The organism is Meiothermus sp., assembly GCF_025056915.1.
In the GTDB taxonomy this organism is placed as follows: Bacteria; Deinococcota; Deinococci; order Deinococcales; family Thermaceae; genus Meiothermus.
This window is the reverse complement of the sequence record NZ_JANWVH010000041.1, coordinates 1-25667: the sequence shown is the minus strand read 5'-3', so window position 1 is coordinate 25667 and position 25667 is coordinate 1. Positions and strand designations below refer to the sequence as shown.

General features: G+C 63.9%; 23 protein-coding genes. 6 read left to right on the top strand and 17 right to left on the bottom strand.

What is annotated here, in order from left to right; translation table 11 throughout:
* The 5 genes from NZN28_RS08220 to NZN28_RS08200 all read right to left on the bottom strand — a co-directional run.
* Positions 1-89, bottom strand: an 89-nt coding sequence (locus NZN28_RS08220; RefSeq protein ID WP_295397112.1) for a GTP-binding protein, incomplete at its 3' end; no start/stop codon positions are given.
* 54 nt (positions 90-143) lie between these two features.
* Positions 144-2237 carry an elongation factor G gene (fusA, locus tag NZN28_RS08215; protein WP_295397106.1) on the bottom strand — a complete coding sequence of 698 codons (2094 nt, stop codon included), beginning with the start codon at positions 2235-2237 and terminating at the stop codon, positions 144-146.
* Between the two features lie 2 nt (positions 2238-2239).
* Positions 2240-2710, bottom strand: coding sequence for a 30S ribosomal protein S7 (gene rpsG / locus NZN28_RS08210; protein WP_295397104.1), 471 nt, complete (start codon positions 2708-2710; stop codon positions 2240-2242).
* A 7-nt stretch (positions 2711-2717) separates the two neighbouring features.
* Positions 2718-3125 (bottom strand): 30S ribosomal protein S12, encoded by a 408-nt coding sequence (rpsL, locus tag NZN28_RS08205; protein WP_295397110.1) that lies wholly within the window; start codon positions 3123-3125, stop codon positions 2718-2720.
* Positions 3126-3707: 582 nt separating this feature from the next.
* Positions 3708-4325, bottom strand: coding sequence for an SCO family protein (locus tag NZN28_RS08200; RefSeq protein WP_295397103.1), 618 nt, complete (start codon positions 4323-4325; stop codon positions 3708-3710).
* Between the two features lie 145 nt (positions 4326-4470).
* Here NZN28_RS08200 and NZN28_RS08195 point away from each other — a divergent pair, with 145 nt between their 5' ends.
* The 3 genes from NZN28_RS08195 (at position 4471) to NZN28_RS08185 (ending at position 6494) form a co-directional block, all read left to right on the top strand.
* Positions 4471-4947: a hypothetical protein gene (locus tag NZN28_RS08195; protein WP_295397101.1), complete on the top strand. Its 477-nt coding sequence runs from the start codon at positions 4471-4473 to the stop codon at positions 4945-4947.
* A 32-nt stretch (positions 4948-4979) separates the two neighbouring features.
* On the top strand, positions 4980-5588 hold the full coding sequence (locus NZN28_RS08190; RefSeq protein WP_295397099.1) for a MazG family protein: 609 nt from the start codon (positions 4980-4982) through the stop codon (positions 5586-5588).
* Positions 5589-5891: 303 nt separating this feature from the next.
* Positions 5892-6494: a CoA pyrophosphatase gene (locus NZN28_RS08185; RefSeq protein ID WP_295397097.1), complete on the top strand. Its 603-nt coding sequence runs from the start codon at positions 5892-5894 to the stop codon at positions 6492-6494.
* Between the two features lie 18 nt (positions 6495-6512).
* Here the strand turns inward: NZN28_RS08185 and NZN28_RS08180 are convergent, their stop codons facing one another.
* The 4 genes from NZN28_RS08180 to NZN28_RS08165 all read right to left on the bottom strand — a co-directional run bounded on the left by NZN28_RS08180 (position 6513) and on the right by NZN28_RS08165 (position 13109).
* Positions 6513-7292 carry a PaaX family transcriptional regulator C-terminal domain-containing protein gene (locus NZN28_RS08180; RefSeq protein WP_295397095.1) on the bottom strand — a complete coding sequence of 260 codons (780 nt, stop codon included), beginning with the start codon at positions 7290-7292 and terminating at the stop codon, positions 6513-6515.
* 238 nt (positions 7293-7530) lie between these two features.
* Positions 7531-8877 (bottom strand): MATE family efflux transporter, encoded by a 1347-nt coding sequence (locus tag NZN28_RS08175; protein ID WP_295397094.1) that lies wholly within the window; start codon positions 8875-8877, stop codon positions 7531-7533.
* A gap of 400 nt (positions 8878-9277) precedes the next feature.
* Positions 9278-11923 carry a hypothetical protein gene (locus tag NZN28_RS08170; RefSeq protein WP_295397092.1) on the bottom strand — a complete coding sequence of 882 codons (2646 nt, stop codon included), beginning with the start codon at positions 11921-11923 and terminating at the stop codon, positions 9278-9280.
* A 478-nt stretch (positions 11924-12401) separates the two neighbouring features.
* Complete coding sequence (locus tag NZN28_RS08165) at positions 12402-13109, bottom strand: gamma-glutamyl-gamma-aminobutyrate hydrolase family protein (protein ID WP_295397090.1); 708 nt, start codon at positions 13107-13109, stop codon at positions 12402-12404.
* Between NZN28_RS08165 and lysA the strand changes: the two genes are divergently transcribed.
* The 3 genes from lysA to NZN28_RS08150 are packed head-to-tail and all read left to right on the top strand — an operon-like array spanning position 13102 to position 16212.
* Positions 13102-14283: a diaminopimelate decarboxylase gene (gene lysA, locus NZN28_RS08160; RefSeq protein WP_295397089.1), complete on the top strand. Its 1182-nt coding sequence runs from the start codon at positions 13102-13104 to the stop codon at positions 14281-14283. The genes NZN28_RS08165 and lysA overlap by 8 nt on opposite strands.
* Positions 14284-14343: 60 nt before the next feature.
* Positions 14344-15819, top strand: coding sequence for an FAD-binding domain-containing protein (locus NZN28_RS08155; protein ID WP_295397087.1), 1476 nt, complete (start codon positions 14344-14346; stop codon positions 15817-15819).
* A gap of 45 nt (positions 15820-15864) precedes the next feature.
* Positions 15865-16212 carry an ArsC/Spx/MgsR family protein gene (locus tag NZN28_RS08150; RefSeq protein ID WP_295397086.1) on the top strand — a complete coding sequence of 116 codons (348 nt, stop codon included), beginning with the start codon at positions 15865-15867 and terminating at the stop codon, positions 16210-16212.
* A gap of 95 nt (positions 16213-16307) precedes the next feature.
* Here the strand turns inward: NZN28_RS08150 and NZN28_RS08145 are convergent, their stop codons facing one another.
* From NZN28_RS08145 to NZN28_RS08110, 8 genes are all read right to left on the bottom strand, one after another.
* Positions 16308-18014 carry a polysaccharide deacetylase family protein gene (locus NZN28_RS08145; RefSeq protein ID WP_295397084.1) on the bottom strand — a complete coding sequence of 569 codons (1707 nt, stop codon included), beginning with the start codon at positions 18012-18014 and terminating at the stop codon, positions 16308-16310.
* A 343-nt stretch (positions 18015-18357) separates the two neighbouring features.
* Positions 18358-19557, bottom strand: a complete 1200-nt coding sequence (locus tag NZN28_RS08140; RefSeq protein ID WP_295397082.1) for an ABC transporter substrate-binding protein — start codon at positions 19555-19557, stop codon at positions 18358-18360.
* A gap of 137 nt (positions 19558-19694) precedes the next feature.
* Positions 19695-20894 (bottom strand): ABC transporter substrate-binding protein, encoded by a 1200-nt coding sequence (locus NZN28_RS08135; RefSeq protein WP_295397080.1) that lies wholly within the window; start codon positions 20892-20894, stop codon positions 19695-19697.
* A 153-nt stretch (positions 20895-21047) separates the two neighbouring features.
* Positions 21048-21842, bottom strand: coding sequence for a carbohydrate ABC transporter permease (locus NZN28_RS08130; RefSeq protein WP_295397078.1), 795 nt, complete (start codon positions 21840-21842; stop codon positions 21048-21050).
* A gap of 70 nt (positions 21843-21912) precedes the next feature.
* Positions 21913-22746: a carbohydrate ABC transporter permease gene (locus tag NZN28_RS08125; protein ID WP_295397076.1), complete on the bottom strand. Its 834-nt coding sequence runs from the start codon at positions 22744-22746 to the stop codon at positions 21913-21915.
* A gap of 97 nt (positions 22747-22843) precedes the next feature.
* The gene (locus NZN28_RS08120; protein ID WP_295397074.1) at positions 22844-23635 is read right to left on the bottom strand and encodes an SDR family NAD(P)-dependent oxidoreductase; all 792 of its coding nucleotides are present in this window, start codon (positions 23633-23635) and stop codon (positions 22844-22846) included.
* Between the two features lie 36 nt (positions 23636-23671).
* On the bottom strand, positions 23672-24421 hold the full coding sequence (locus tag NZN28_RS08115; protein WP_295397108.1) for an ABC transporter permease: 750 nt from the start codon (positions 24419-24421) through the stop codon (positions 23672-23674).
* A 197-nt stretch (positions 24422-24618) separates the two neighbouring features.
* Positions 24619-25566 carry an ABC transporter permease gene (locus NZN28_RS08110; protein WP_295397072.1) on the bottom strand — a complete coding sequence of 316 codons (948 nt, stop codon included), beginning with the start codon at positions 25564-25566 and terminating at the stop codon, positions 24619-24621.
* Between the last annotated feature and the right edge of the window lie 101 nt (positions 25567-25667).

Sequence of the window (25667 nt, the reverse complement as noted above, 5' to 3'; positions counted from 1 at the left end):
GCCGTCAGGGTGGTCTTCCCGTGGTCTACGTGTCCGATGGTCCCCACGTTCACGTGGGGTTTGGTGCGCTCAAATACTCCCTTGGCCATATTTGGTTGTCTCCTTCACTCGTCTTTTGGGTTAGAGGTTGCCAGCCTTCGACCTTACTGACCTTTGATCAGCTTCTGGGCGATGTTCTGGGGCACCTGCTCGTAGTGGTCGAAAAACATCGAAAACTGGGCGCGGCCCTGGCTCATCGAGCGCATGTCGTTGGCGTAGCCGAACATCTCGGCCAGCGGCACAAAGGCCCGCACCAGCCGCGCGTTGCCGCGCTCTTCCATGCCCTGGATCTGGCCCCGGCGGCTATTCAGGTCGCCGATGATGGAGCCCAAGAACTCCTCGGGGGTGATCACCTCGACCCGCATGATGGGCTCGAGGATGGCCGCGCCGCCCTTCTCGATGGCCTCCTTGATGGCCATGGAACCGGCAATCTTGAAGGCCATCTCGGAGGAGTCCACCTCGTGGTAGCTGCCGTCGTAGAGGGTGACCTTCAAGTCCACAATGGGGAAACCGGTCAGGGGCCCCGACTGCATGGCCTCTTCGATGCCCTTTTGCACCGCCGGGATGTACTCGCGGGGAACCACCCCACCCACAATGGCGTTGACAAACTCGAAGCCCGAGCCACGGCCCAGGGGTTCGGCCTTGATCTTGACGTGGCCGTACTGACCGCGACCGCCGGACTGGCGCACAAACTTGCCCTCCACGTCCACCGGGCGGGTGATGGTCTCGCGGTAGGCCACCTGGGGCTTGCCCACGTTGGCGTCCACCTTGAACTCCCGCTTGAGCCGATCCACGATGATTTCCAGGTGCAGCTCGCCCATCCCGGAGATGATGGTCTGGCCGGTCTCGGGGTCGGTGGAGACCCGGAAGGTGGGGTCTTCCTCGCCCAGGCGCGACAGGGCCACGCCCAGCTTGTCCTGGTCGGCCTTGGTTTTGGGCTCGATGGCCAGGTCAATCACCGGCTCCGGCACCTCGATGGACTCGAGGACAATCGGCTCGTCCCCATCACCGACCAGCGAGTCACCGGTGATGGTTTCCTTGAGGCCCACCACCGCACCGAGCTCGCCGGCCCGCAGTTCTTCCACCTCTTCGCGGTGGTTGGCGTGCATCTGGAGCAGGCGGGCCACTCGCTCCTTCTTGCCCTTGGTGGTGTTCTGCACATAGGAGCCCGACTTGAGGGTGCCCGAGTAAACCCGGATGAAGGTCAGACGGCCCACGTAGGGGTCGGCCATAATTTTGAAGGCCAGAGCCGCCAGCGGCCCGTTGGGGTCGGCGGGGCGCTCCACCTCTTCGCCGTTGTCGGTCTTGCCCTTGATGGGGGGAATGTCGAGGGGCGAGGGCAGGAAGTCCACCACACCGTCCAGGAGGAGCTGCACCCCCTTGTTCTTCAGGGCCGAGCCCAGGAAAACCGGGAAGATTTCAATGGCAATGGTGCCCTTGCGGATGGCCCGGATCAGCTCCTCTTCGGTGGGCTTTTCCCCCTCGAGGAACTTCATCATGATGTTTTCGTCGTAGTCGGCTGCGGCTTCGACCAGCTTCTCGTAGTACTCGGCGGCCTGGGCCTTCATGTCCTCGGGGATTTCGACCTCTTTGATGTCGGTGCCGAGGTCGTTGCCGTAGAGGTAGGCCTTCTGACGCAACACGTCAATGATGCCCTTGAAGGTGTCCTCGCGCCCGATGGGCAGCTGCATCAGCACCGGCCTGGCCCCCAGGCGTTCTTTCATGGTGTTGACCACCAGCCAGATGTCGGCCCCGGTCTTGTCCATCTTGTTGGCGAAAGCCACCCGGGGCACGCGGTACTTGTCGGCCTGACGCCAGACCGTTTCGGACTGGGGCTCCACCCCCTGCGAGGCATCGAACACCGCCACCGCCCCGTCCAGCACGCGCATAGAGCGCTCTACTTCGATGGTGAAGTCCACGTGGCCGGGGGTGTCGATGATGTTGATGCGGTGCTCCACCCCGGTCTTGCTGTGCTTCCAGTTGGCGGTGGTGACCGCCGCCGTGATGGTGATGCCCCGCTCGCGCTCCTGCTCCATCCAGTCCATGGTGGCCGCACCTTCGTGCACCTCGCCAATCTTGTGGATGCGCCCGGTGTAGTAGAGGATGCGCTCGGTGGTCGTGGTCTTGCCCGCGTCAATGTGCGCGGCAATCCCGATGTTGCGGAAGAGTTTTAGGTCAAAACCTGTCTTGACGGACATACTCACCACCGGTAGTGGGCGTAGGCTCGGTTGGCTTCGGCCATACGCTCTACATCTTCCTTCTTCTTGACCGCGCCGCCTTTGCCCTCGGCAGCCTCGAGAAGCTCGGCAGCCAGACGCTGGTGGGCCTCGCGCTCGCTGCGGTTATTGAAGGCGGTCACAATCCAGCGAATGGCCAGGGTCTGCTGGCGGCGGGGCGAAACCTCGACCGGCACCTGGTAGTTGGCCCCGCCCACCCGGCGGCTGCGCACCTCCACGCGGGGACGCACGTTGTCCAGAGCCGCCTTGAAAACCTTGAGGGGCTCCTGGCCGCTCTTCTCCTGGATGATTTCACAGGCGTCCTTGAAAATTCGGGCGGCCAGGTTCTTCTTGCCGTCCCGCATCATGCGGTTGATGAGCGCGGTGACCACCACATCGCCATAAAGATGGTCGGGCTCGAGTTGACGAACTTCGGCTTGTCTTCTCCGCGACATAACTCACCTACTTCTTACCCTTCGCAGCCGCACCCTTGGCGTCGGCCTTGGGCCGTTTGGCGCCATACTTGGAGCGGCTCTTCTTGCGGTCTTTCACGCCCTGGGTGTCGTAGATACCCCGCACGATGTGGTAGCGCACCCCCGGCAGATCTTTCACACGACCCCCGCGAATGAGCACCACCGAGTGCTCCTGGAGGTTGTGGCCCTCGCCGGGGATATACGCGGTGACCTCGTACTGGCTCGAGAGGCGCACCTTGGCCACCTTGCGCAGCGCCGAGTTGGGCTTCTTGGGGGTGACGGTACGCACCACGGTGCAGACCCCTTTGCGGAAGGGGCTTCCCTTCAGGGCAGGCACTTTGCTCTTCTTGATCACGGGAGCGCGGCCTTTACGGAGGAGTTGGTTGATGGTTGGCAGTGTAATCACATCCTTTCGTTCGACTAGACTTCTCTCAAAACCGAAAACCCCACACAGAGTTCTGCGTATTTGCGCTGCGCTCGGTGCGGGGTTCCCGTCGAGAAGCGAATCAGGCCGAAGCCCGGAGTTCGCCCCTGGATTCTCAAGAATCGCTGTGCGCGAGGGATTTCCCGTGAGCGCAACCGATGTGACCTCAGGGCCGGGGCTGGCCTGAGGCAACGCAACCCTAGAAGTATATACGGGTGTTGCGAGTTAATCAAGGGGCCGGAATCGCAGTCTGGAACTGAACTCGAGGCAGATATTTGGCTATGTTCACAAAACGGCCAGGGTCGTGTTTCTTGGCCCCCTGCCCGGCATGGGCGACGAGCCACCCCGCCACGGCCCGAGGGGCGCTGCCGAAGGGCCATCACGCTCTTCACAGACGTGGCCGCCCACGAAAACGAGAGTGCGTCGGGGCCAGGGCGCAGGTTACACACCCAGGCGTGGGCCGGGCCCGGCTCACGGGGTTTCGAGTTTCCCGGCGGTTTCTGTTCTGTCCAGGACGAAGCTTTCTTGAAGTCGAATGGAAAAGTGAAGCGTGCTCTAATTGCGCAGCAACCAGCGCACGTCCTCGACCACCCGCGCGGTCTCGGCGACCTTGCCGTTGCCATATACGAGGCGCAACTGTCCTTTGGGGTCCAGGGCAAACACGGTGGCGGTGTGGTCCACGTTGTACTCGGTAGCCGACTTAATTTGGGACTTCTGGTAAAAGACCCCGTACTTTTTGGCCACCTGGGCAATCTGTTCGGGCGTCCCGGTCAGGCCCAGGAAAGTGGGGGCGAAAAAGGTCACATAATCCCTGAGCTTTTCTTTGGTGTCGCGTTCGGGGTCTACCGAGATCAGGAGAACCTGAACCCGCGCCTGCTCGGGGGGGGTCAGGGCTTTGTAGACCTTGGCGAGCTCGAGCAGGGTCGTAGGGCACACGTCGGGACAGTTCACAAAACCGAAGAAAATCAGAACCACCTTGCCCCGGAAATCGCTCAGGCTCTTGGTTGAACCATCGTGGGCGGTCAGGCTGAACTGGTTGGCCTCCACCGGACGGATGTTCAGAAGGCGGGTTCCGTAGGGCTGGTAGGTATCGCGCGAGAGAACAAACGCAATGACCGCCAGCAGCAAAGGCAAACCAGCCAGCAAAGTAATCCATAAGGCACGACGTGGCATCTTTGGCTCCGCAGGGCCCAGTCTGGAACCCTCAAAAACCCCCCTCAACCTAAACAACCCACTCGAGGCAAATGTCCCTGGAGCTGAATCCAGGCCACGTCACTTTACAACATCCCCAACTTCTTTCAGCATGAGGTGGGTTACGATGGGAAAAGAATCAGGTACCTTTTCCGCTGCTGAGAGTCGCTGGGCTGCCGCCTTGCTGATGGCCCCTTTTTTCCTGCAACTGCTGGGCATGGGCAACACTTTTTTGGGGGGAGGGCTGTGCGGCGAGTTGTTCGGCAACGATACCCCGCTGGGGCTTCAGGGGGCCGGTTTCTGGTATGCCGTGATGTTCATGATGCTGTTAGGTTTTCAGCTAATGTACGGGGGGTTCTTGTTGCTGGCCCGCCTGCTCGAGATGCCCGCAAGCATGGAGGCCGGAAGCTACCGAGCCGGGGTCTGGCTGGTGGGCCTGGTCACGCTCTTGTTCATTCTCACGCGCACCACCGGTCTTCCCTACCCCAGCGCCCAAGGTCTGGCTCTGGGCGATACGGCGCCGGTTGATCTATTGAGCCTGATTCTGGTCGGATGCTCCTGGATGGGAGGCTTCCTGCTGTGGCGTCTCATCCGAAAGGCATAGGCCACAATGCAAAACCCGCTAGGCTATAGGGCATGGAACGTTTATTAGAGGTTATGCGCCGCCTTCGGGCACCCGATGGCTGCCCCTGGGACAGAGCACAAACCCATCAAAGCCTCCGGCCTTATCTGCTCGAGGAGGCCGCCGAAGCCGTGGATGCCATCGGTCGGGGCCACCCCCAGGAGATGGCCGAGGAGCTGGGGGACGTGCTGTTGCAGGTGGCCTTTCATTCGGTAATTGCCGAACAGGAGGGCAGTTTTAGCTACCTCGAGGTCGAACAGCACATCGTGGACAAGCTGATCCGGCGGCACCCCCACGTGTTCGGCGATGCCAGGGCCGATACCCCCGAGGCCGTGACCGCCAACTGGAACGCCATCAAAGCTGCCGAGGGCAAGCCTGCCCAATCGCTGTGCGACCAGGTGCCACGCAGCCTGGGGGCCCTGGCCAGGGCCGCCGAAATCCAGAAAAAGCTGGGCACCCCCTATAACGGCAAGGCCGAGCTGATCGAGGCCATCCAGCAGGGCCGCCTGGGGGAGGCGCTATGGCAGATGGTGGCCTGGTGTCGCCAGGAAAAGGTAAACCCAGAGGTGTTGCTGCGCGAAGTTTGCGAGGAACGGTGTTCGCAAGAAGTTGGTGATGGGTAATAGAGCGCCCTACGCATATTGTGAGCCACTCGAGTTCGAGAAAGCCTGGTTCTGAACAGCGGCGGCCTGGAAACTCGAACACATGCGTCTCGGCCCAGAGGCAACGCAGACAAGCGTACCTCACCGAGGTGAGGCACGTCTCTTTGTCCCTTCTCGTTCTCGTGGGCGGCCCCGTCTGTGAAGAGCGCGATAAGCCACAGATGTTCGGCCCTGTATGAACGAAAATACGCCAAGGGGCCTCCGAACCCTTGGTGGCGGGGGCTGGCCCGGGACAGCAGCGCAAAAGGTTGCTGGAAGGTTCGTATGAAATCTGAGATTCTCAAAGCTGCGGTCTCCCGCCCGCCACAGGAAATGCAGCGCCCCGAGGGGTTCGTGGACGCCGCGGTTTTGTTGCCGGTATGGGAAGGAAAGCTCCTGTTCACCGTCCGCAGCGCCCATCTTCCACACCATGCCGCTCAGATTAGCTTTCCTGGGGGCCGCTTTGACGACGGCGAAAGCGCCGAGGGGGCGGCCTTGCGGGAAGCCTGGGAAGAGGTGGGTCTGAACCCTGCGCACGTCGAAATACTGGGACACCTGAACCCCACCCTCTCGCCCTTTGGCTACCGGGTGTTTCCCTTGCTGGGCCGCATTACCCAGGAGCCTCGTTTGCAACCCAACCCGGAGGAAGTAGATGCCTTGCTTTGGGTGCCGATTGAAGAACTCCTGGCGGCCCCCGCCTACGCCGAAGAACGCATCCCTCCGCCCACAAACCGCTTTCCACGGGGTTTGGGTGGGGAGTTTTCCGAGCTCGATGGAACGCTACGGCGCAGGGTCTGGCACTATCCCTGGCGGGGCTACGATATCTGGGGCGTAACCGGCAACATTGTGCACGATTTTCTGGAGCGCCTCCGCTCGGTGCGCTTGTAGGCCGCGCTTGGGCCAGCCTCAATCGGCAGCGGCTGAGCCCTTCGAGAACAGGGGTCTGGCCTGCTTGGAAAGAAGGTCGTACAGCTCCAAAAACTGCTCCTTGGCCCGCTGCCCCAGGAAGCCCGGCGGGGTCAGCTCGGGCGGCAGGCCGGGGTCAAGGAAGAGGTTTTTGCGGGCCTGGTGAATCATGTGGGTCAGGCGCACGAAGGCTTCCTCGGCATTCTTGGGGCGGTTCTGCTGTTGGGCCAGAAAGGCCCGGTAGCGGGCCTGGGCCGCTTTGAGGTTGAACGATTTTTCGATGAGCTCGAGGGGCGGCGTGCTGGAAAAGCGCTCGGCCTGAAAAAGCTCCACATAGCTTTGCAGACCATAAAAGCCCACCAGATCCCGTGCGGCTTCCAGCGAACCGTTGGGGCTGATCCAGACCCCCGGTGCAGGCGTCCCGAAGCCCAGCAGAATCAACTCGTTGCGAAACCGATCCCGCACCGTGCGTTTGGCCTCCGGCACGGCATAGACCAGAAGGCGCCATTTCCCGTCCCAGGGAGCGCCGTAGGTGTAGAGCCGCTCCCGCACGTTCTCAACCTGCCAGGCCACGCGGGGCGAGAGGCGGTAGTAGGCCCGTCGTCCGTCCTTCTCCGGGATAATCCAGCCACGCTTGACGCTCCGCGATACCGCGGCGCGCACCGCCGGTTCGCTAAACTCCAACAGCTCCATCCAGCGAATCAAGTCCCCCACCCAGGCCCGGTTCTCAGGGTACAGGTATTCCATGTAGAGCGTGAAGAGGTACGAACGCGCCCGCATTGCTCCTCAGTATAATACGGATTTTTTCATTCCAGACAAAAAAACGTTCGGGTCTTACGGGAATATCGGGCACAGGGCAGTCAAGGGGCCGGCACATCCGAACAATGCCCCTCGCCTGGTTCCCACTAAAGCAATCTTTGCCTGCGCAGCAGACCTGACCGCCCATCCAGGCCGCCACTGTTCTGTCCAGGGCAAAGCTTTCTTATAGTCGAATGGCTCCAAATATGCGAAGAGCGCTCTAATCGGTAGCCACAGGGCTGGCCTTGGCCTCGAGCCGGAACCACTGCCCGCCCCGGTAACGCCACACAAACATGGCGACCCGCACGGTCTCCTCGCCCAGGAGCCGCCCCAGGAAAATGCCCCACAGCCCCAACCCCAGAGGAAAAGCCAACAACCAGGCCAGGGGCAGCCCGACCAAGAACACCGTCACAAAATCGGAGAGCAGCAAAAATCGGGTGTCGCCCCCGCTGGCCAGGGTGCCAAAAAAAATGAAGTTGGAGACCTTGACCGGCTGGAATAGGGCGTTGAGGATGACTGCCCAGAAGGCCCACTGCTGCACCTGGGGGGTGGTATTGGGGTAGAGCAGGGGCAGCAAGAAGGCAAACAGGGCAAAAACCAGTCCGAAGATGGCCGCCGAAACCAGGCCGATGCGCCAGATGAGCCGCGACACCCCCCAGACCCCAGGGGAATCGGCCCGGCCAATGGCCTGGGCGACCAGCACCGTGGCCGCAAAGTGCAGGCCAGCCGAGGCGGTGATAAAGACCATCTCGAGGTTGCTCACAATCTGAAACACCGCCAGCTCCTGGGTTCCCAGGCGCTCAAACAACAGGGCAAACAAGAACACCCCACCGCTAAAGACCACCTCGGTTATGAAGAGCGGCAGCACCAGTGGCACGGCCTCGCGCAGCAGGCATTGGGCCTGCCCAAGGTCGGGCCAGGCCCAGCGCAGACCCCAGCGGCTTCCAAAGAGCAGCCAAAGCAGCGCCAACGCCCGCACCCCCTGCGCCACCAGCGCGGCCACTGCCGCCCCCACCGCCCCCATCTCCAGGGGAAACACCAACACCCACGACAACAGGGGTATCAGGGCGATGGCCGGAATGGTCACCAGCATTGGAATCCGTGCCCTGCCGATGCTGCGAAAAGCCGCACTGCTCACCACGCTCAGGGTGATGAGGGGCAAGGAAAGCGCCACCAGTGAGAGATAGGGCCCGCCGATAGACGTGATTTCCGGATTGGCGCCTACCCCTTTCAAGAAAGGGGTGGCCCCCAGCCCCAGCGGCAGGGCCAGCAAGAGCGCCAGGATTAGCGAAAAGCCGATGAAGAAGCCCACAATGCGCCGCACCTGGGCCTCATCGCCCCGGCCCCGGGCCCGGCTGGCCAGTATGGCGCAACCTGCCCCCAGGGTGTTCAGGCACAGAATGCCGATAAACAGCAGATTGTTGGCCAGACCCACCGCTGCAATGGTCGCGGTACCCAGGGTGCCCACAATCACCTGGTTGACGAAGCCCAGGGCCAGTTGAACGGTGGACTCGAGGCTCACCGGCAAGGCAATTTTGAATATCTCACGCCGCGTTTCGGCAGTCACAAAGGCCAGCATACTACGCGAGGGCTGGAAGCTGGGTGCAGGTCAAAAGTTCCACAAAAACCGTCAAAAGGTGGCTTCTGGCCGAGCGGTCTTTCTGAACCCGAGGTCACTTCCTTCGCTCGAGTTGGAGCAGTTTTGCTTGAACGACTCGCAAACTGGTGGGTAGCGGTGAGGCAGGGCAGCGGGGGTTTGGGGGCAGATGTTGGAGACCCCTACCCACTCCCGACCTCCCACCATCCACCCTCACCCTGTCTGAAAGTCGCTTGTATGCCTGAAGTCGGTACTAGTCGCGTAAAGCCACGACCCATCGCCTCCCACCTTGTGTTTCAAAGTTGCTGGTAGGCCCACAATTGGTGGGCCACCGAAGGGTTCCGCACAGACCGAATCCGCTATGGGAAAGCTAGAGCGCTTCCAGCGCATCCCGCTGCCGTTCGATAAGCGCCAGCAGACGCGAGAGCAGGGCTTTTTCGGCCAGAACCACCAGACCTTTTTGCTTGAGGGGCACCAGCACCAGCACCCACTGCGGCAGCGAGATGACCGATAGCTGGGCCGACTGCCCGGTCAGTTCACGGGCCAGGTTCAGAAGGTCGTCGAAGACCATCTGGGCACTGCTGGAAGCAAAAGGCAGGCTTCCGGCGACTACCTGACCCGCTTCGATCAGGGCCACCGCCTCCACCCCCCGGATCTGAAATGGGTCGAGCACTTCAGCGTGGACGGAAGCCTCAACGGGCGCAGGGGTGGGTGGGGCCGGTTCGGGCGAGGCGGGGGCGCTCACCTGGGTGGAGGGCTCAAACACATCCAGCAAGGACTCGAGGTCGGCCCCTTTAAGCTCTTGCAGCAGGCTCTGGGCAGCGGCATGCTCCTGGGCAAGCTGGGCTTCCAGCCGTTCGGCCTCCTCGAGGGCCCGGCGCACCTCAAGCAAGCTGCTCACCCCCAGGCGAGGGAGCCGTTCGGAGGCCGATTGCAGAAAGTCGCAGAGGGGCTTGAGCCGCAGGGCAGTCTCGCCACCCACGCTTTTGTGAGCGTTGTAGGCCTCGAGCAAAGCAGCAATGCGCCCCCCCAGCTCGGCCCGCAGGGTTTCCTGGGCGCGGCGCAGCCGGCCCAGCAAAGCGTGAATCTCGGTCAGGTCGGGCAGCTCACCGGCCTGGAGGTAGGCCCGGGCCTGGGCTACCTTGTCCTCGAGTTCTTCGCCCCCCAGGCCCCTCATGCTGCGGGCCGCCATCTCGTAGCGCGAGAGCTCCTCGGCTATTGCGGCCCTCCGGGCGGCAATCAGCTCGCCGAGGGCTCGCTCCAGGGGAGCAGGGTCGGCTATGCGGCCCTGAGCCAGGGCTTCGCGAGCAGTCTGCAAGGGCTGCTTCAGCTCGATGAGCGACTCTTTGAGGGTTTGCTCGAGGTGGCGAATGCGCGACTCGAGGGCCTCCAGCCTGCTGGCCACCAGCCCTCTGGCTTTGTCCACCAGCTGGCCCACGGCCCGCTCGAGTTCAACCAGGCTCCCGCTCCCCTGCTCAATCTGTTGTATCAGGCGCTGCCTTTCCGAATCGAGCGGCTCCAGCGCGGGCAGGGCCTGCACCGAGGCCCGCAGGCCCATCCGCTTGAGGCTCTCCTCCTCGCGCTCGCGGGCCAGCTGCGACAGCAGTTCGGAGAGCTCCTGGCGCAGGGTCTGGAGCGAGGACTCGGAGATGTCCAGCCCGGCCAGGGCCTGCATGAACGACTCCACCAGCGGATGACCCCGGTAGGGCGAGAGGGCGTGCTCGGCTTCGGTGCGCAGGGTGGCCAGGGCATGCTCGAGGCGGGCCCGGCGCTCACGAATCTCGCGGCTGGCTTTTTCTTCGGCCTCGAGGCCCTCCACCGCCCGCTCGAGCTCGGCCAGTTCGGGGGGTATCCCGCCGGCGTGCAAGGTTTCCAGAACCACCGCCAGCCGGGCCTGCACCGGAGCGGTCTTGTCGAGGGGCAGCTCGAGGCGGCCCAGCCGGTCGGCCAACCATTCGTAGCGAACCCGCGCTTCGGCCAGGGCCTCGGCATGGGTGACCTTGAGCAACTCGCCAAAAGCGCCCAGGCGCTCGCCCAGCGGATTTCCGGCCTGCAACTCGGCCTGCAAGGCCGCCAGTTCACCGGCAATTTTGGGGAGGCTCAGCACCGCCGCATAGCGCTCCCTGAGCGCCTCCAGGTGCCGTGCGTCCTCGGCCACGTCAATCTCGCGGATGCGCGACTGCTGCTCGGCGGTGAGGGCATCGAAGTCGAGGTCAAGCACCAGGGCTTCATCGTCGAAGCCATCGGAGGCTCGGTCTACCACCGCGGGCGCTTCGATGGTGGGGTCTTTGAGCACCACCTGGGGCTCGGTGGGCCGATCCACCGCCGGGATGTCTTCGATGGTGTCGAGGGTAATGGCCGTTTCGCTGGTGGGGTTCTGCACCACCGAGGATTCGACCAGCTTGCGCATATCGGCGGCCAGGGCCCGGGCCCGCTCGACTTCCGCGGAGGCCAGGGTTTCCTGGGCGTGGGCCTCCTGAATCTGGCGAATGAGGCTTTCCAGCCGGCGCACCTTGGGGCCGCCCACGCTTTGCACCCGCTGCAGGGATAGCTCGAGTTCGGCAATGTCGCGGGTCTGGCGCAACAGGGCCGCCTGGAGCCTCTCCTCGAGCTGAGCCAGCACCTCCTGTCCTTCGCGCAGCAAGGCCCGCGCCGCCGAGGCCTCGGGGTCTTGCTTGATCACGTTGATCAGACCGCGCAAACGCCCCACCTCGGGCCAGTCGAGGTACAGGCTAAAGCGCTTGAGGCCGGCCTCGAGGTCGGCCAGTACGCTCCTGGCGTGCGCCGACAGCTTGCCCGCGCCTGCCCCGGCGCCGTTCTCGCCGCCAATGCCCAGCTCCTTGAGCATCTCTTCTATTCGGCTGCGGGCCGCGTTGGGGCTCATCTTGGTCTGAAGCTCCCGGTAAACCAGGCGCTTGAGAATAACCTCGGCCTGCGAGGCATCGAGCTTATCCGGGCTGATACCCAGCCGGCGCACCCCCTCCTCCAGCACCATCCGAGTGCGCTCACCGAGCATGGGCTCGAGGGACCTACTGAGAGTCTGATACAGCGACACCTGACCTCCGGATAAAACCATAGGATACCGCCACCAGACCTAGTGTATAGTGCACAAAAAAGTAGGGTGGTTCAAAACAGCATTAAGAAATCCTCACAGCCAAGTTAAGGTTCCTTCAGTTTTTGTCGGAATCGCATTCAGCAGGCAAACATCCCTGAGCGTGGCTCTCATAGAGGCAGGGAGCCAAAACAATACCCCAGAACCTTCCGCCGAATCTGGTCGGTATTCAATCCTGGACACTTGCCCGTTGAGCGCCACGCAACAGGCCATATGCGAGCATCTTTACGGCCCCTATCGCGCTCTTCACAGACGTGGCCGCCCACGAAAACGACAATTCATCTGGGCCGAGACGCATGTGTTCGAGTTTCCAGGCGGCCACTGTTCTGTTCAAAACCAGGCTTTCTCGAACTCGAATGGCTCACAATATGTGAAGAGCGCTCTAGCCAACCGGTTGCTTGGCCGCAGCCGCCACCAGCGCCCCGAAAATACCCCACTGCTCCGGGAGCAGCTCGGGGTGCCACTGGACCCCCAGGTAGAAGGGGTGGCCCTCCAGCACCACCGCTTCCACGATACCGTCGGGCGCGCTAGCAACCGCACGCAACCCGGGGGCCAGGTCTTTGAGGGCCTGGTGGTGGTACGAGTTCACCCGGAAGCGAGACCCAAACAGCCGGTTCAGTGGGCTCGGGCCGGTTTGCTCGAGGCTGTGGGCCAGCACCGGCGGCTCGGCTTTCTGGTAGTGCTGTATTGCGCGGAAGCCCTGGGCCGGCAGGTCCTGGTAGAGGCTACCGCCCAGCGCCACGTTCATCACCTGCACCCCCCGGCAAACCCCCAGGGTGGGGATGCCCCGCTGGGCCGTATAGCGGGCCACCAACAGCTCGAGGGCATCGCGCTCGGGGCTGACCTCGCCCAGCTCGGGAAGGGGCTCCTCGCCAAAGTGCGCAGGGTCTACATCCACGCCCCCCGGCAGCAAGACCCCGTCGAGTTGCTGCACAAGGGCAGGCAGCCTATCGCCGGCCTGGGGGGGAAGGATTACAATGCTCGCACCCTGGCTTTCCAGGGCCCGGATGTAGGGCTCGAGCAGGCCCCAGATCCTGGTCCGAAACAGGCCTTCCGTGCTGCGCGATTGAGGGGTCACACCAATGAGCATGTCCCAATCCTACACTGCCCTGCGACCCGAATTCAGGGAAGCGCTCCGGGAAGCCGCTCGCCACTTCCCAACCCCTTTTTACGCTTACGACCTGGCGGTTGTGCTCAGGCAGCTGGAGCGTTTGCAAAAAGCCTTTCCGGGCGCTGAGATTTTTTATGCCATGAAGGCCAACCCCCGCCTGGGTCTGTTGCGGCGGCTTTTGGAGCGGGGGGTTTTTGTGGAAGCGGTCAGCCTGGGTGAGGTGTTGCGGGCTTACAAAGCCGGTTTCCAGCGCAACGAGGTGCTGCTCAACGGGCCTTTGAAGACCCCGGCGGTGCTCGAGGAGCTGAGCCGAGCTGGCCTCCCCATGCTGGGCCTCGACTCCCTGGCCGATCTGAGGCGGGCCATCAAGACGCTGCCCAAAGCCCGGGTGCTCTTGCGGGTCAACCCCGATCTGCCCGTGGCCACCCACGACCACCTGGCCACCGGGCGCGGCGAGAGCAAGTTTGGCATCCTGCCCGAAGAGATAGGGACGGCCCTCGAGCTAGCCCGCCGGAGCCGCCTGGAAGTGCTGGGCCTGCACCTTCACCTGGGGTCGGCCCTCGAGCACCCCCAGGACTACCAGGCGGGCTTCAGGGTGATGGACAAGCTCTACCAAACCCACGGCCCCTTTCAGGTGATGAACCTGGGGGGCGGTTTTGGGCTGGGCCTCGACCTCGGCGAGCTAGGGGCCCAGGCCGTTGCGCTGGCCCGCCAGCACAGCGCCGAGCTTTGGCTCGAGCCGGGCCGCTACCTGGTCGCCGAGGCCGGGGTGCTGGTCACGCGCTGCTGGGGTGTCAAGCGCACCCGGCGCAATTACCTGCTCATTGACGCGGGCATGAGCCAGCTGATCCGGCCCATGCTCTATGGGGCCATGCACCCGGTGGAGCCCCTTTACAAAAGCCCCCTCAAGGAAACCTACGACCTGGCCGGCCCGGCCTGCGAGTCGGGGGACGTGCTGGCGCGGGACGTAACCCTCCCCGAACCCAAGGAGGGCGACCTGCTGGCCATTCTGCTGGGCGGGGCCTACGCCAGCAGCATGAGCAGCAACTACCTCGACACCCCCCGCCCCGCCGAGCTGTTGTGGGACGGGCAAAACTGGGAAGTCATCCGGCGGCAGCAAAGCTGGGAGGCGCTGCTGGCCGAAGAGCTTTAGCCCGGCCACATCTGGCCCAAGGCCACCTTTGCCCCCGCCCAAAGCGCCTAAACTCCAGCCATGGAGCGGGTGCAGGTGGTGTGGTTCAAACGCGACCTGCGGGTTCACGACCACGCGCCTTTGTGGGCGGCCAGCCGGCGCGGGGCAGTCCTGCCGCTTTACGTGCTCGAGCCCTCGCTCATCCAGGCCCCCGATTTTTCCGCGCGGCACTACACCTGCATTCGCCAGAGCCTACTGCACCTGCGCACTGCGCTCTCCCGCCTCGGCCAGCCCCTGGTGGTGCGGGTGGGCGAGGTGGTGGAGGTGCTCGAGGCCCTGAGCCAGCACTTTCACCTGGAGGCGGTCTGGGCCCACCAGGAAACCGGCAACCTGCTCTCCTACCGGCGCGACCAGCAGGTTCGGCGCTACCTTCGCAGCAATGGCATTGCGTTTTACGAGCTGCCGGGTTCTGGCGTGTTCCGCAGGCTCAAAAGCCGCGACGAGTGGGCCGCGCGCTGGGAGGCCTTCATGGGCCAGCCCCTCATGGACCCGCCCCTGTCTCTGCGCGCGCTCGAGATTGAACCGGGTTCCATCCCCAGCCATCAGGAAATGGGCCTGCCCCCCGACCTGCGAACCGAGCAGCAGCCGATGGGCGAAAAGGCCGGCTGGCAGGTGCTGGAAGACTTCCTCTACCGGCGCAGCCGGGGGTATCTAAAGGGCATCTCCAGCCCCCTTTCGGCCTGGGAGGCCAGCTCGAGGCTTTCTGTTTACTTAGCCTATGGCAACCTCTCGCTGCGGCAGGTATTCCAGGCCACCCAGCGGGCGCTGGCCAAAGCCCCCCCAAGCTGGGCCCGCAGCCTGCAAGCCTTTCGTTCCCGCTTGCAGTGGCGCGACCATTTCACCCAGAAGCTCGAGGACGAGCCAGGCCTGGAGGAGCAGAACCTGCTCAAAGCCCTGGATGGCCTGCGCGAGCCAGCCTTCGACCCGGACAAAATGGCCGCCTGGGCCGAGGGGCGCACCGGCTACCCGCTGGTGGATGCCTGCATGCGGGCCTTGCAGGCCACCGGCTGGCTCAACTTCCGGATGCGGGCCATGCTGGTCAGTTTTGCCGCCTACGACCTCTGGCTCCACTGGCGGGAACCGGGGCTCCACCTAGCCCGCCTTTTCGCCGACTACGAGCCGGGCATCCACTACCCGCAGCTCCAGATGCAGGCCGGCACCACCGGCATCAACACCCTGCGGGTCTACAACCCCACCCTGCAAGCCCAGACCCTCGACCCCCAGGGGGTCTTCATCCGGCGCTGGGTTCCGGAGCTGGAAAGCCTGCCCCTGGAGTACCTGTTCACCCCCTGGAAGCTGCCCCCCATGCTCCAGCTGCTCTACGGCTTCGAGCCCGGCCAAAGCTACCCCCTGCCCATCGTGGCCCACGCCCAGGCCAGCCGGGCCGCCCTGGCGAGGCTCTACCGCGCCCGCCAGACCCCAGAGGCCCAGGCCCAGACGGCCCAAATTTTGCACAAGCACGGCAGCCGCAGAAAAAGACCCCAGGAAGCAACGTGAGCCAAAGCCACCCTTGCTCTGACCAAAGCCGGCTAACCTGAGGGTATGTCGAAGGTTGTGATCTGGCACCATACCTCCTGCGGCTCCTCCAGGGGGGCTTTGGAATACCTCGAGTCCAAGGGCCTGGAGCCCGAGGTGTACCTCTACATGAAGGAAAAACCCGGCAGGGCCCGTCTCGAGGCGGTGCTCAAACAACTCCAGCTGAAACCCTCGGAATTGCTGCGCCCCGGCGAGAAAAAAGGCGAGGAGCTGGGCCTCTACCACGGAGCTTCCGAGGAGGCCATCCTGGAGGCCATGTGCGAGCACCCCATCCTGATTCAGCGGCCCATCGTCATCACCGAGAAAGGCGCGGTGCTGGCGCGGCCCAAGGGCAAGATAGACGCCATTCTGTAGCCTTGGATTCGCCCGCCACAACCGCCGAATCTTTGCCTGAAGGCCGGAGGGGTTTGGGGGCAGGGGGTAGGTTCGCCCCCCGCCGGGGCCCTGGACTAGTTTCGCCTGGTCGCAGCCGGGTCTTGGGCCTGCTCGAGCGCCCCGTGTAGCACAATGGCATGGGGCACCGGGCGGCTGGGCACCCCCTCCCAGCGTCGGCCCACCGCGATCAGCCGACCCTGGTACACCAGCGAGGTCGAGTAGCCCGAGTCCAGCAATACCGCCTCCTCCACCCCCGCCGCAGCCGCCATGCGGGCCAGCAGGGCGGTGCTCACCGGCTGAAGCGAAGCCCCCAGTACCGGCTCGCCCTGGGCATAGCCAAAAAACACCCGGGGGCGGGGCTCCCAGTGGTCGGAAGGCGGGTTTTTGAGGGGCCAGACCGCCTTGCCGCCCCGCACCATCCAGACCCCACCCACGAATAGGTCGGTAAAGTCGGGCATAAAGCGCCGAATCGAGTCGGGCCGGTTCATGTCGAACTTGAGCGGCACAAACACGATGCGTTCGCGGTTCCAGGCCACCAGGGGTCGCTCCACAATCCGGTAGAGCACATAGGGGTTGCGCTCGGGAATGAAATAGCGCCGAGGTGCGGCCACCACCGGCCCGACCATGGTGTTGTCCTGGGCTTTGAGGTAGGGGTCGGCAAAAAAAGTACCGTTGATGCCCGCCACCGCCCCGGCCTGTTCGACGAAGTCGCGCACGCTCTCGCGGTAGGACGAAAGCCTGCTCTCGGCCCTGCCGCCCCGGACCAAAGCCCAGCGCACCCCGAGGTCGCGCCGGTACTCTAAACGCACCGGCGCCTCTTTCAAGCGGCGCTCCACAATGCCGGTGCGGGCCTGGGGCCTGTCCTGGGGGTTGAGGGTGTACCAGGCCCGGGGCATCTGGGTATGGACGTAGCGGCCCACCGCCAGCATGTCCGGCGAGTCGCCCGGCAGGCGCCAATCAATGGTGAAGCCCATGGTGTATCCCGCTTCTCGGGCCAGCTTGAGGGTCACGGCATCGGCCTTGCCTTCGGGATAGGCGATGTAGCTCACCGGGCGGCCCAGCTCGCGCTCGAGGGCCCACTTGGACTCCAGCAGTTCGCGGCGCTGCTCAGCCAGCGGGAGCTGGGTCAGGTCGCGGTGCGAGACGGTGTGGGAGCCGATGGTCACCAGCCCCTCACGGTCCAGGGTGCGCAGCGTAGCCCAGTCCATCCGGGCCCGGGGCCCTTTGCGCCCCACAAAATCGGTATGGACGAACATGGCCGCCGGGATTTTCTCGCGCTTCAAGATGGGGTAGATGTGGTCGTAAAAACCCTGGTGGTTGTCGTCGAAGGTCAGGGCCACCGCATTTTTGGGCAGGGGGGTGTTCTGGGTCAGGTGGCGGCGGAGTTCGTCCAAACTGATAAAGCGGGCCCCCCTGGACTTGAGCCAGGCCAGCTGCGCCTCGAATTCCTGGGGCGTGATGTCCCACCAGACGTTCTGTGCGCTGCGCTTGGGAAAGACATCGTGGTAGTTGAGCACGATGGCCTCTCCCGCGGCACGGGGGTCGAGGGGGCGGTAGGCCGCCTCCAAAAGCTGCGCTTTGAGGCGCTGGGTGGCCGCATCCCACCGGGCTTTGGGGGGCCGAATCGTTCGCTCGAGCAGGATGGGCAGAGGCACAATTCCAGCGCTTTGCAAGGCCCTGAAGTCCTGCCCAGGTCGGAGAAATCCGAACCACTGCCAGGCCGACCAACCCATACCTCCCAGCAAAACCAGCACCCCCAATTGCACCAAGAATTGACGCATAACCCCCATCTAAACCCACAGTCTTGCACATTCCCTTGCACAGCTTGTGCAAAAAACACGACCCTCTCGGTATATCCGGTCTGCGTCAGCGAAGCGTCACAAAAACGAAAACCCGTGCGGGAATTCATCTTTTCTGGCCGTACTTCATCGCGCCCAGCCCTTACAACGTTGCTTGAATACTTTGCATATTCTTGGAGCAGTGAGGCAGGAAGCAGGGGTTTGGGGGTAGGAGGCGGGTGTTGGAGACCCACCCCCACCCCATATCCTTGAACAAGGCCCCCAGACCCAGCACCAGCAACAGCCGTTGGGAGGAGCTCCCAAAAGCTTTTCCGGGCGGCGTGCTTCAGCGTGCGGCCTCAGCCTTGCGCTGGGCCTCCTCGAGGGCCTGGCGGGCGGGCACATTGCCCTTGAGGGCTTTTTCCAGGGCTTCCTCCAGGAAATTCCGCCAGATGGCGAACTGCGGCACCCGGGGACGGGGCTGGGCCACCGCCACCTGTTCGAAGGCCACCTTGCGGTAGGGGTTCTCGCGGTAGAAGGCTTCCAGAAGGGGCGTGGCCGACTTGCGCAAGGGCACGTAGTAGCTGGCCTCCACCCAGGTCTTGATGTTCTGGGGCTCCATCAGGAAGCGCCAGAACTCGAAGGCCCCGCGCTGTTGCTCAGGGCTGGCGCCGCGCAGCACCACCAGCTGGGCCCCGCCCAGCGGAACCTTGCCGCCAGGCTCGCGGGGGATGGGGGCCACCCCCAACTTGAAAGCAAAGGAGGCGTTCTCGGCTGCCGGCCAGTTGGCAATCGAAGCCATCACCATCATGCCCTTGGTGCGGATAAAGTCGGTCTGGGCGAAAAAGCTCTCGGAGAGGTTGCGCACGCTGGTGCTGCCGTCGCGCCCCAGGCGCTGGAGGAACTCGAGGGCCTCCACCACCTCGCGCGAGGTAAAGTTGGGCCGCCCATCGGCCGTAACCAGGTTGCCGCCCCGGCTCGTGACCTGGGCCTCAAACGTCCACGACTCCGAGAGGGCGATGAAGCCCTTGGCCGTGCGGCTGGTGAGCCCCTTGGCGGCCTGTTCGAACTCCCGCCAGTTGCCGGGCACCTTGAGCCCCCTGGCCCGCAACTGGTTTTCATTGAAGAAGAGCACTGGGGTCGAGGTGTTGAAGGGCAGCCCATAGCGGCGGTTGTTGATCAGGCCATAGTCCCAGGCCGCCTCAAAGAGGTCGTCGGTGAAGGCCCTGGGCAGGGTGGCAGCCAGCTCGTCCAGCGGCAGCGCCACCCCCTCGGCCACCAGGCGCGGAAAGAGCAGAATCTCGGCCTGGAACATTACCGGCGCACCCCCGGAGCGCAAGGCCGCCAGAAGCCGGGTCTCGCCCTCGCGGTAGTCGCCGATCAGGCGGGGCGTCACCCGGTAGGTTCGCTGCGCGGCGTTGAAGGCCGCGGCAAACTGATTGATGGCCCGCTCGGCAGGGCCGTCCATGCTGTGCCAGAACGTGATTTCGGTCTGGGCCGAGGCCAGTCCAGTGAGCAAAACCAACGACGCAAGCAGGCGCTTCACATCTTCCTCCCGTGAGTAGCTCTATTCTACGCTCAATCAGAAAACCATCCAGCCATCAGCCGGGGGTCAGGGCCAGCCAATCGTCGCCAAGCCAGTAAAAACCCCGGCCTTCGCCGGGGATAATCCGAAACCATCGCTCAGCGTCGCTCAACCGCCAGAGCCCGGCGCTGGGCCTCTTCCAGCACCTGCCGGGGGTTGGCATTGCCTTTGAGGGCGCGCTCGAGGGCGTCCTCCAGGAAGCTATACCAGACCGTAAACTCGGGGTCTTGCAACCACACGTCGGCGTGCTCTACCTGGCTGAAAGCCACCCGGCGGCGGGGGTCCTCGCGGTAGAAATCCTCCAGCAAGGGCTGGGCGGCCCGGCGCATGGGCATGTAGTAGGTAGCCCGAACCCACCTGGCGATGTTGGCCGGTTCCATCAAGTAACGCCAGAAAGCCACCGCTCCCCGCGCCTGCGGCTCGCTGGCCCCCCGAAGCACCACCAGCGTACCCCCGGCCAGCGGCACCTTCCCGCCCTCTGCTCGAGGCACTGCGGCCACGCCCAACCTGAAGGGAATGGGCGCCCGGTTTTCAATGAGGGGCCACATGGTGATGGGCGCAATGCCCATGAAGGTCTTGGTGCGCAGGAAGTCGGCCACCGAGAACTGCGCCTCGGCAATGTTGCGGCTCTGGGCAATGTTCCGTTGCACCAAATCCTGTAAGTACTGAAGGCTCTCCACCACCTTGGTGTTGGTGAAGTCGGGGCGACCCTGCCCGTTGACAATGGAACCTCCCCGGCTCATCACCAGCACGTTGAAGCTGTAGATGTCGCTGGAAACCGTGTAACCCTTGGCAGAGCGGGTGGTGAGGCGCTGGGCCGCCGCCGCCACCTCGTCCCAGGTGCGCGGAGCCCCCAGGCCCCTGGCTGCAAACTGGTCGGCATTGTAGAAAAACACCGGAATGGACAGGCCAATCGGCAGCCCAAAGGTACGGCCCCGCAACTTGCCGGTCTCTAAAAAGCTCGGATAAAAGTCACTTGGCAGGTTGCCCAGATAATCGTCCAGGGGCAGGGCCACGTTGTCCTGAACCATCCGGCCCAGAAAAGAGATTTCGGCATGGAACAGCACCGGCGCCCCGCCCGAGCGCAGGGCCGCCAGGAGCTTCAGGCCCCCCTCGCGGTAGTCACCCACAAAGCTGGGCACGATGCGGTATTCCCGCTGCGAGGCATTGAACTCGCGGATCATGCCCTCCAGCACCTCCTGGCCGGGCGGCCCCGCGGTGTGCCAGAAGGGAATCTCCACAGGGCGTTGGGCCCAACTTAGCCCCAACCCCACCACCAGCAACATCAACAGACGCATGAACTCTATCACCCTCCACGGTTTGCCTCGGCAAACCCTCATCAGTTTGCCATACCCAGGATGAGAAAAGCGTTCAAGGCACTAAAGCGGGCTGGGGGCCAGGGCTCTATGTGAACTTTGCAGCTAAGAGAATTCTGCGGATGGCCCCGCCGCTCAGCCCTTGAGCCCTTCCTCAAAGGTCTCCACAATCCGCCGCTCGTAGAGCAGGTAGATAATGACCAGGGGCAAAGTTGCAGCCAGCGCGGCTGCCGAAAGCGGCCCCCAGTCGGCGGGGTTTTGCCGCTGCAAATCGGTAATCCAGGTCTGCACGGTCTGGAGTTCCTTGCTGCCCGCCACAATGCGGGGGTAGAGCACCAGGTTCCAGTGCGCGGCAAAGGCCAGCACCCCTGCCGCTATCAGTTGGGGGCGCAAAAGCGGCAGCAGGATGCGCGTCAGCAGCACCCGGTGACCGGCCCCGTCCAGCCGGGCGGCTTCCAGCAGTTCTTCCGGTACAGTGCGCATCCCCTGAAAGAGCAGGTAGACGATGAAAGGACTGGCCGCAAAGGGAAGTACCAGGGCCCAAAGGGTGTCCAGTATCCGCAGGCCCACCAGCAAGCCGTACAGGGGAACCAGCAACAGCTCCACCGGAATTGCCAGCAACACCAGAAAAAAGGGCAAAATTTTGGCCCCCTCCTTGATGGCATAGGCCGCCAGAAAGCCGGTGGTGAGCTGAAGCAGGGTCACACCGCCGGTCAGGAGCACCGAGAACAGCAAGCGCCCCCAGAAACCCTCCCAGAAACCGCCCCGGCCCAGCACCTCGAAGTTGGCCAGGCTAAAGCCCAACTGCCCAAAGATGTTGCCGCTGAACACGGCCTCCGGCGGGATGAAGGCCGCATAGGCCATCCAGATGAAGGGCAGGGCCACCAACAGGGCCACCGTCCAGACCAGCAAGTGTCCTAGCCAGCGCATGGGCGAACCTCCAGAGGGGCCCAGCAGCCCAAGCAAGCGCTTCGGAAGGAGATCTTGAGCGTCACTTGGCTCATTTCTCCTCCCGCAAGAGCCGGGCCTGGGCCAGGGCAAAGGCCAGCGTGAGCAGCAGGATGATCACCGTAAGGGCCGCCGCATAGCCCAGGCGGCCCACCTCGAAGCCGGTCTTGTAGAGGTAATAGCCCAGCACCTCGGTGCCGCCGAAAGGACCGCCCCGGGTGAGCAGGAAGACCGCCGTGTAGCCCTGCAAGGTGAGCACTGTGCCGATGACCACCAGAAACGTGATGGCCGGGCGCAGCAGGGGCAGGGTGATGTAGCGAAAAGCCTGAGCAGCGGTAGCCCCGTCGACCGCAGCCGCCTCGAGCAGCGTCTTGGGAATGGCCTTGAGCCGGGCCGAGACCACCAGCACCCCGTAGCCGATGTGCCGCCAGATGGTGAAGAGCATAACCAGCACCAGCGCCCAAAAAGGGCTCTGATCCCAGCGCGGCACCGGAACCACCGAGGCCAGCGCCCCATACTCGGGGCTAAACAGGGTGTACCAGGCCACCGTAGCCCCTCCCAGGGTGACCAACCCCGGCAAAAAGAGCAGGGCTTTAATGGGGCGTTCGTAGGGCTGGCCGTCCAGCGCGAGGGCCAGCAGGATTGAGAGAATCACGAAGGGAACCAGGGTCATGGCCCCAAAAATCAGGGTGATGCGCAGGCTGCTGTAAAAATCGGGGTCGCGCAGAATGTTGCGGTAGTTCTCGAGGCCAATGACCCTGGGCTCGGACAGCCCCGACCAGTCCCAGGTCGAAAAGCGCAACACATCCAAAAAGGGATACAACAAAAACAGCCCCAGCAGCGCCACTGCTGGGAGTGCAAACCAGTGAGCATTATTGCGACCCATGCACACCCGCCCTGGCCCCCCGGGCCAAACAGCATCAGGGTACTATACCAGATGCCCAAAGATGTGTTTGAGTCAAGGTTTTTGAATCAAGCTCAACCTACAGCGGGGGGCTAAACCGCCCATCAATGGCCGTCCAGCCGCCATCCACAAACAAGACCGCGCCCGTGATGTAAGAGGCAGCCGGCGAGGCCAGGAAGGCCACCGCTGCCGCCACTTCCTCAGGACGGCCCCAGCGCCGCAGGATGTTGCGCTCGGCATAGGCACCGTACCAGTCGGGTTTGCTCTTGATGGGCGCGGTCAGGGGGGTGTCAATCACCCCAGGGGCGATGGCGTTGGCCCGCACCCCCCTAGGCCCCAGTTCCACCGCCAGCCCCCGCACAAGCTGCACCGTGCCGGCCTTGGTCATGGCATAGACCGACTGCCCCGGCTCCACCACCAGCGAGCGGATGGAGGAAAAGGCGATGAGCGAACCCGAACCCTGCTCGGCCATCACCCGGCCCGCCTCGGTGAGCACGTGAAAGGTGCCCTTGAGGTTGACGTTGACCACCCGGTCGAACTCCTCCCCGGTGTAGCTCAGGATGGGCTTCCGTACGTTGATGCTGGGGGTGGTCACCGCCACGTCCAGGCGCCCGTGGCGCTCGAGGATGCCTCTGATAAGCCCTCTGATCCCTTCGGCATCGGTAATGTCAACCGCGTGGGTCTCGGCCCGCCCCCCATGGGCCTCGATTTTGCCTGCGGTTTCGGCGGCAAGTGGGGCCTTCATGTCCGCCACCACCACATAAGCCCCCTGGGCCGCCAGGGCTTCACAGGAAGCCTGCCCTATACCCGAACCACCGCCCACCACCAGCGCCACTGTACCGTCGAGTCGAAACATATCTTTGTAGCTCATGCAGCCTCCGCTTGGGGCCAGGCCACCCCTGGCCTTCTAACTTCGCTTTCTTGGGTCTAACCAATCGCGCAGTCCGTCGCCCAGCAGGTTGAAACCCAGCACCGCCAGGCCGATGGCCAGGCCGGGAAAGATGACCGGATAGGGCGTGAGTTCCTGGTAGCTCTGGGCCTCGCGCAGCATCCGGCCCCAGCTGGGGTCGGGGGGCTGGGTGCCCAGACCCAGGTACGAGAGCGCGGCCTCGGCCAGAATCGCCACCGCAAAGGCCAGGCTGGCCTGCACCACCAGGGGCCCGATGATGTTGGGCAGCACGTGCCTCAGCATAATCCGCCCGTTGCCCAGGCCCAGAGCACGGGCCGCCTCGATGTAGGGCAGGGCCCTGACCGAAAGCACGCTGGCCCTGGCCACCCGGGCAAAAGCCGGCACCGCCGAGAGGCCAATCGCCACCATAGAGGTGGTCACGCCAGGGTTGAAGATGGCGGCAAACAGCAACGCAATAAGCAGCGCCGGAAGGGCATAAAGGGTTTCCAGCAAGACCGAGAGCACCTGGTCGAGCCAGCCGCCAAAATACCCCGCCAGCACCCCCAGCAAAAGCCCCACCGAAAGCCCGATGCCCACCGCAATCAGCCCCACGTAGAGGGCGTTTTGGGCTCCGGCCAGCACCCTGGCCAGGGTATCGCGCCCCAAGATGTCGGTGCCCAGCGGGTGTCCCTCGGAAAAGATGGGGGCCAGGCGATTGGGGGTGGTGGCGTTGGGGTTGGTGGGGTTGAGGGCGCTGAGGAACACCATCAAAAGAATGAGCAGTATCAGAAAAGCCCCCACTTTGAGCGAAACCGGCAGCCCAGCCCACCCGGATGGCCGCCGGGCCCCGGAGGGTTGACCGACCTGGCTAGCCACCGCACCCCCCTTGAAACGAGGAAAATGGGGTCGGGCACCGATGCCTGAAGCAGCGCTGTGGGCCTCGATCTAGGACTTGCGAGCATTCTTCAGGCATAACTGACCCTCGGGTCGAGCAGGGCATACAGCAGATCCACCAGCAGGTTCATCAAAACGATAAAGGCTGCAATCACCAGCACCACCCCCTGCACCAGGGGGTAGTCGCGGGCGCTGATGGCGGTGAGCGAGAGCGAGCCCAAACCGGGGATGCCGAAGACGGTCTCCACCACCACGGTTGCAATGAGCAGGCTGGCGAACTCGAGCCCCAGCACCGTGACCACCGGCAGTGCGGCGTTCCGGAGGGCGTGCTTGTAGAGCACCACCCGCTCGCCAAGCCCTTTGGCCCGGGCCGTGCGGATGTAGTCCTGGTGCAAGACCTCGAGCACGCTTCCCCGCACCAGCCGCACCAGGAACGAAGCGCTGGCCAGCCCCACCGTGAGCACCGGCAGCACCAGGGCGGCCAGGGCCCGCTCGGGGTTTTCCCAGCCGCCAATGGGAAAGCTGGTGGGCAGCGGCAGCTTGAGCCAGACAATGAAAATGTAGATGAACATCAGCCCCACCCAGAACGAGGGCAGCACAATGCCCAATAGCGAACCGGTAGACACCGCCACGTCGGTCCAGGTTCCGGCCCGGCGGGCCGCCAGGATGCCCAGCGGGACGGCCAAGAGCGTGGCCAGCAGCAAAGAGGCCACCACAATGGGCAGGGTGATGCCCAGCCGCGTCACAATCAGCTCCGAGATGGGCCGCTCGTAGCGGATGGACTGGCCCAGGTCGCCCCGCAGCACCCCGCCCAGCCAGCCCAGGTAGCGCTCAGCCGGGGGCTTGTCCAGGCCCAGGCGGGCCTCGAGGGCCTCGAGGTCGGCTGGGGTGGCGTCAATGCCCAGAATGGCCTGGGCCGGGTTCCCCGGAATCAGGAGCAAGGCCCCAAACACCAGCAGGGTCGCCAGCCATAAAGTCACGAGGGCAAAACCAAGACGGCGAACGGTATAAGCAAACATGGTCAAGCCCAGAGGGTCGAGGGCCTAGAGTGTGTCTGAATAGCCGCCTCACACGAATTTAGCCAGGCGAGCGAGCATGATGCGGGTCATGCAGGCGTAGA

Excerpts from the sequence above, each read along its gene's own strand:
- fusA (WP_295397106.1), bottom strand. The coding sequence starts at position 2,237 with ATGTCCGTCAAGACAGGTTTTGACCTAAAACTCTTCCGCAACATCGGG.
- rpsG (WP_295397104.1), bottom strand. The coding sequence starts at position 2,710 with ATGTCGCGGAGAAGACAAGCCGAAGTTCGTCAACTCGAGCCCGACCAT.
- NZN28_RS08200 (WP_295397103.1), bottom strand. The coding sequence starts at position 4,325 with ATGCCACGTCGTGCCTTATGGATTACTTTGCTGGCTGGTTTGCCTTTG.
- NZN28_RS08195 (WP_295397101.1), top strand. The coding sequence starts at position 4,471 with ATGGGAAAAGAATCAGGTACCTTTTCCGCTGCTGAGAGTCGCTGGGCT.
- NZN28_RS08190 (WP_295397099.1), top strand. The coding sequence starts at position 4,980 with ATGGAACGTTTATTAGAGGTTATGCGCCGCCTTCGGGCACCCGATGGC.
- NZN28_RS08185 (WP_295397097.1), top strand. The coding sequence starts at position 5,892 with ATGAAATCTGAGATTCTCAAAGCTGCGGTCTCCCGCCCGCCACAGGAA.
- NZN28_RS08180 (WP_295397095.1), bottom strand. The coding sequence starts at position 7,292 with ATGCGGGCGCGTTCGTACCTCTTCACGCTCTACATGGAATACCTGTAC.
- NZN28_RS08170 (WP_295397092.1), bottom strand. The coding sequence starts at position 11,923 with ATGCTCGGTGAGCGCACTCGGATGGTGCTGGAGGAGGGGGTGCGCCGG.
- lysA (WP_295397089.1), top strand. The coding sequence starts at position 13,102 with ATGAGCATGTCCCAATCCTACACTGCCCTGCGACCCGAATTCAGGGAA.
- NZN28_RS08165 (WP_295397090.1), bottom strand. The coding sequence starts at position 13,109 with ATGCTCATTGGTGTGACCCCTCAATCGCGCAGCACGGAAGGCCTGTTT.
- NZN28_RS08155 (WP_295397087.1), top strand. The coding sequence starts at position 14,344 with ATGGAGCGGGTGCAGGTGGTGTGGTTCAAACGCGACCTGCGGGTTCAC.
- NZN28_RS08150 (WP_295397086.1), top strand. The coding sequence starts at position 15,865 with ATGTCGAAGGTTGTGATCTGGCACCATACCTCCTGCGGCTCCTCCAGG.
- NZN28_RS08145 (WP_295397084.1), bottom strand. The coding sequence starts at position 18,014 with ATGCGTCAATTCTTGGTGCAATTGGGGGTGCTGGTTTTGCTGGGAGGT.
- NZN28_RS08135 (WP_295397080.1), bottom strand. The coding sequence starts at position 20,894 with ATGCGTCTGTTGATGTTGCTGGTGGTGGGGTTGGGGCTAAGTTGGGCC.
- NZN28_RS08130 (WP_295397078.1), bottom strand. The coding sequence starts at position 21,842 with ATGCGCTGGCTAGGACACTTGCTGGTCTGGACGGTGGCCCTGTTGGTG.
- NZN28_RS08125 (WP_295397076.1), bottom strand. The coding sequence starts at position 22,746 with ATGGGTCGCAATAATGCTCACTGGTTTGCACTCCCAGCAGTGGCGCTG.
- NZN28_RS08120 (WP_295397074.1), bottom strand. The coding sequence starts at position 23,635 with ATGAGCTACAAAGATATGTTTCGACTCGACGGTACAGTGGCGCTGGTG.
- NZN28_RS08115 (WP_295397108.1), bottom strand. The coding sequence starts at position 24,421 with ATGGTGTTCCTCAGCGCCCTCAACCCCACCAACCCCAACGCCACCACC.
- NZN28_RS08110 (WP_295397072.1), bottom strand. The coding sequence starts at position 25,566 with ATGTTTGCTTATACCGTTCGCCGTCTTGGTTTTGCCCTCGTGACTTTA.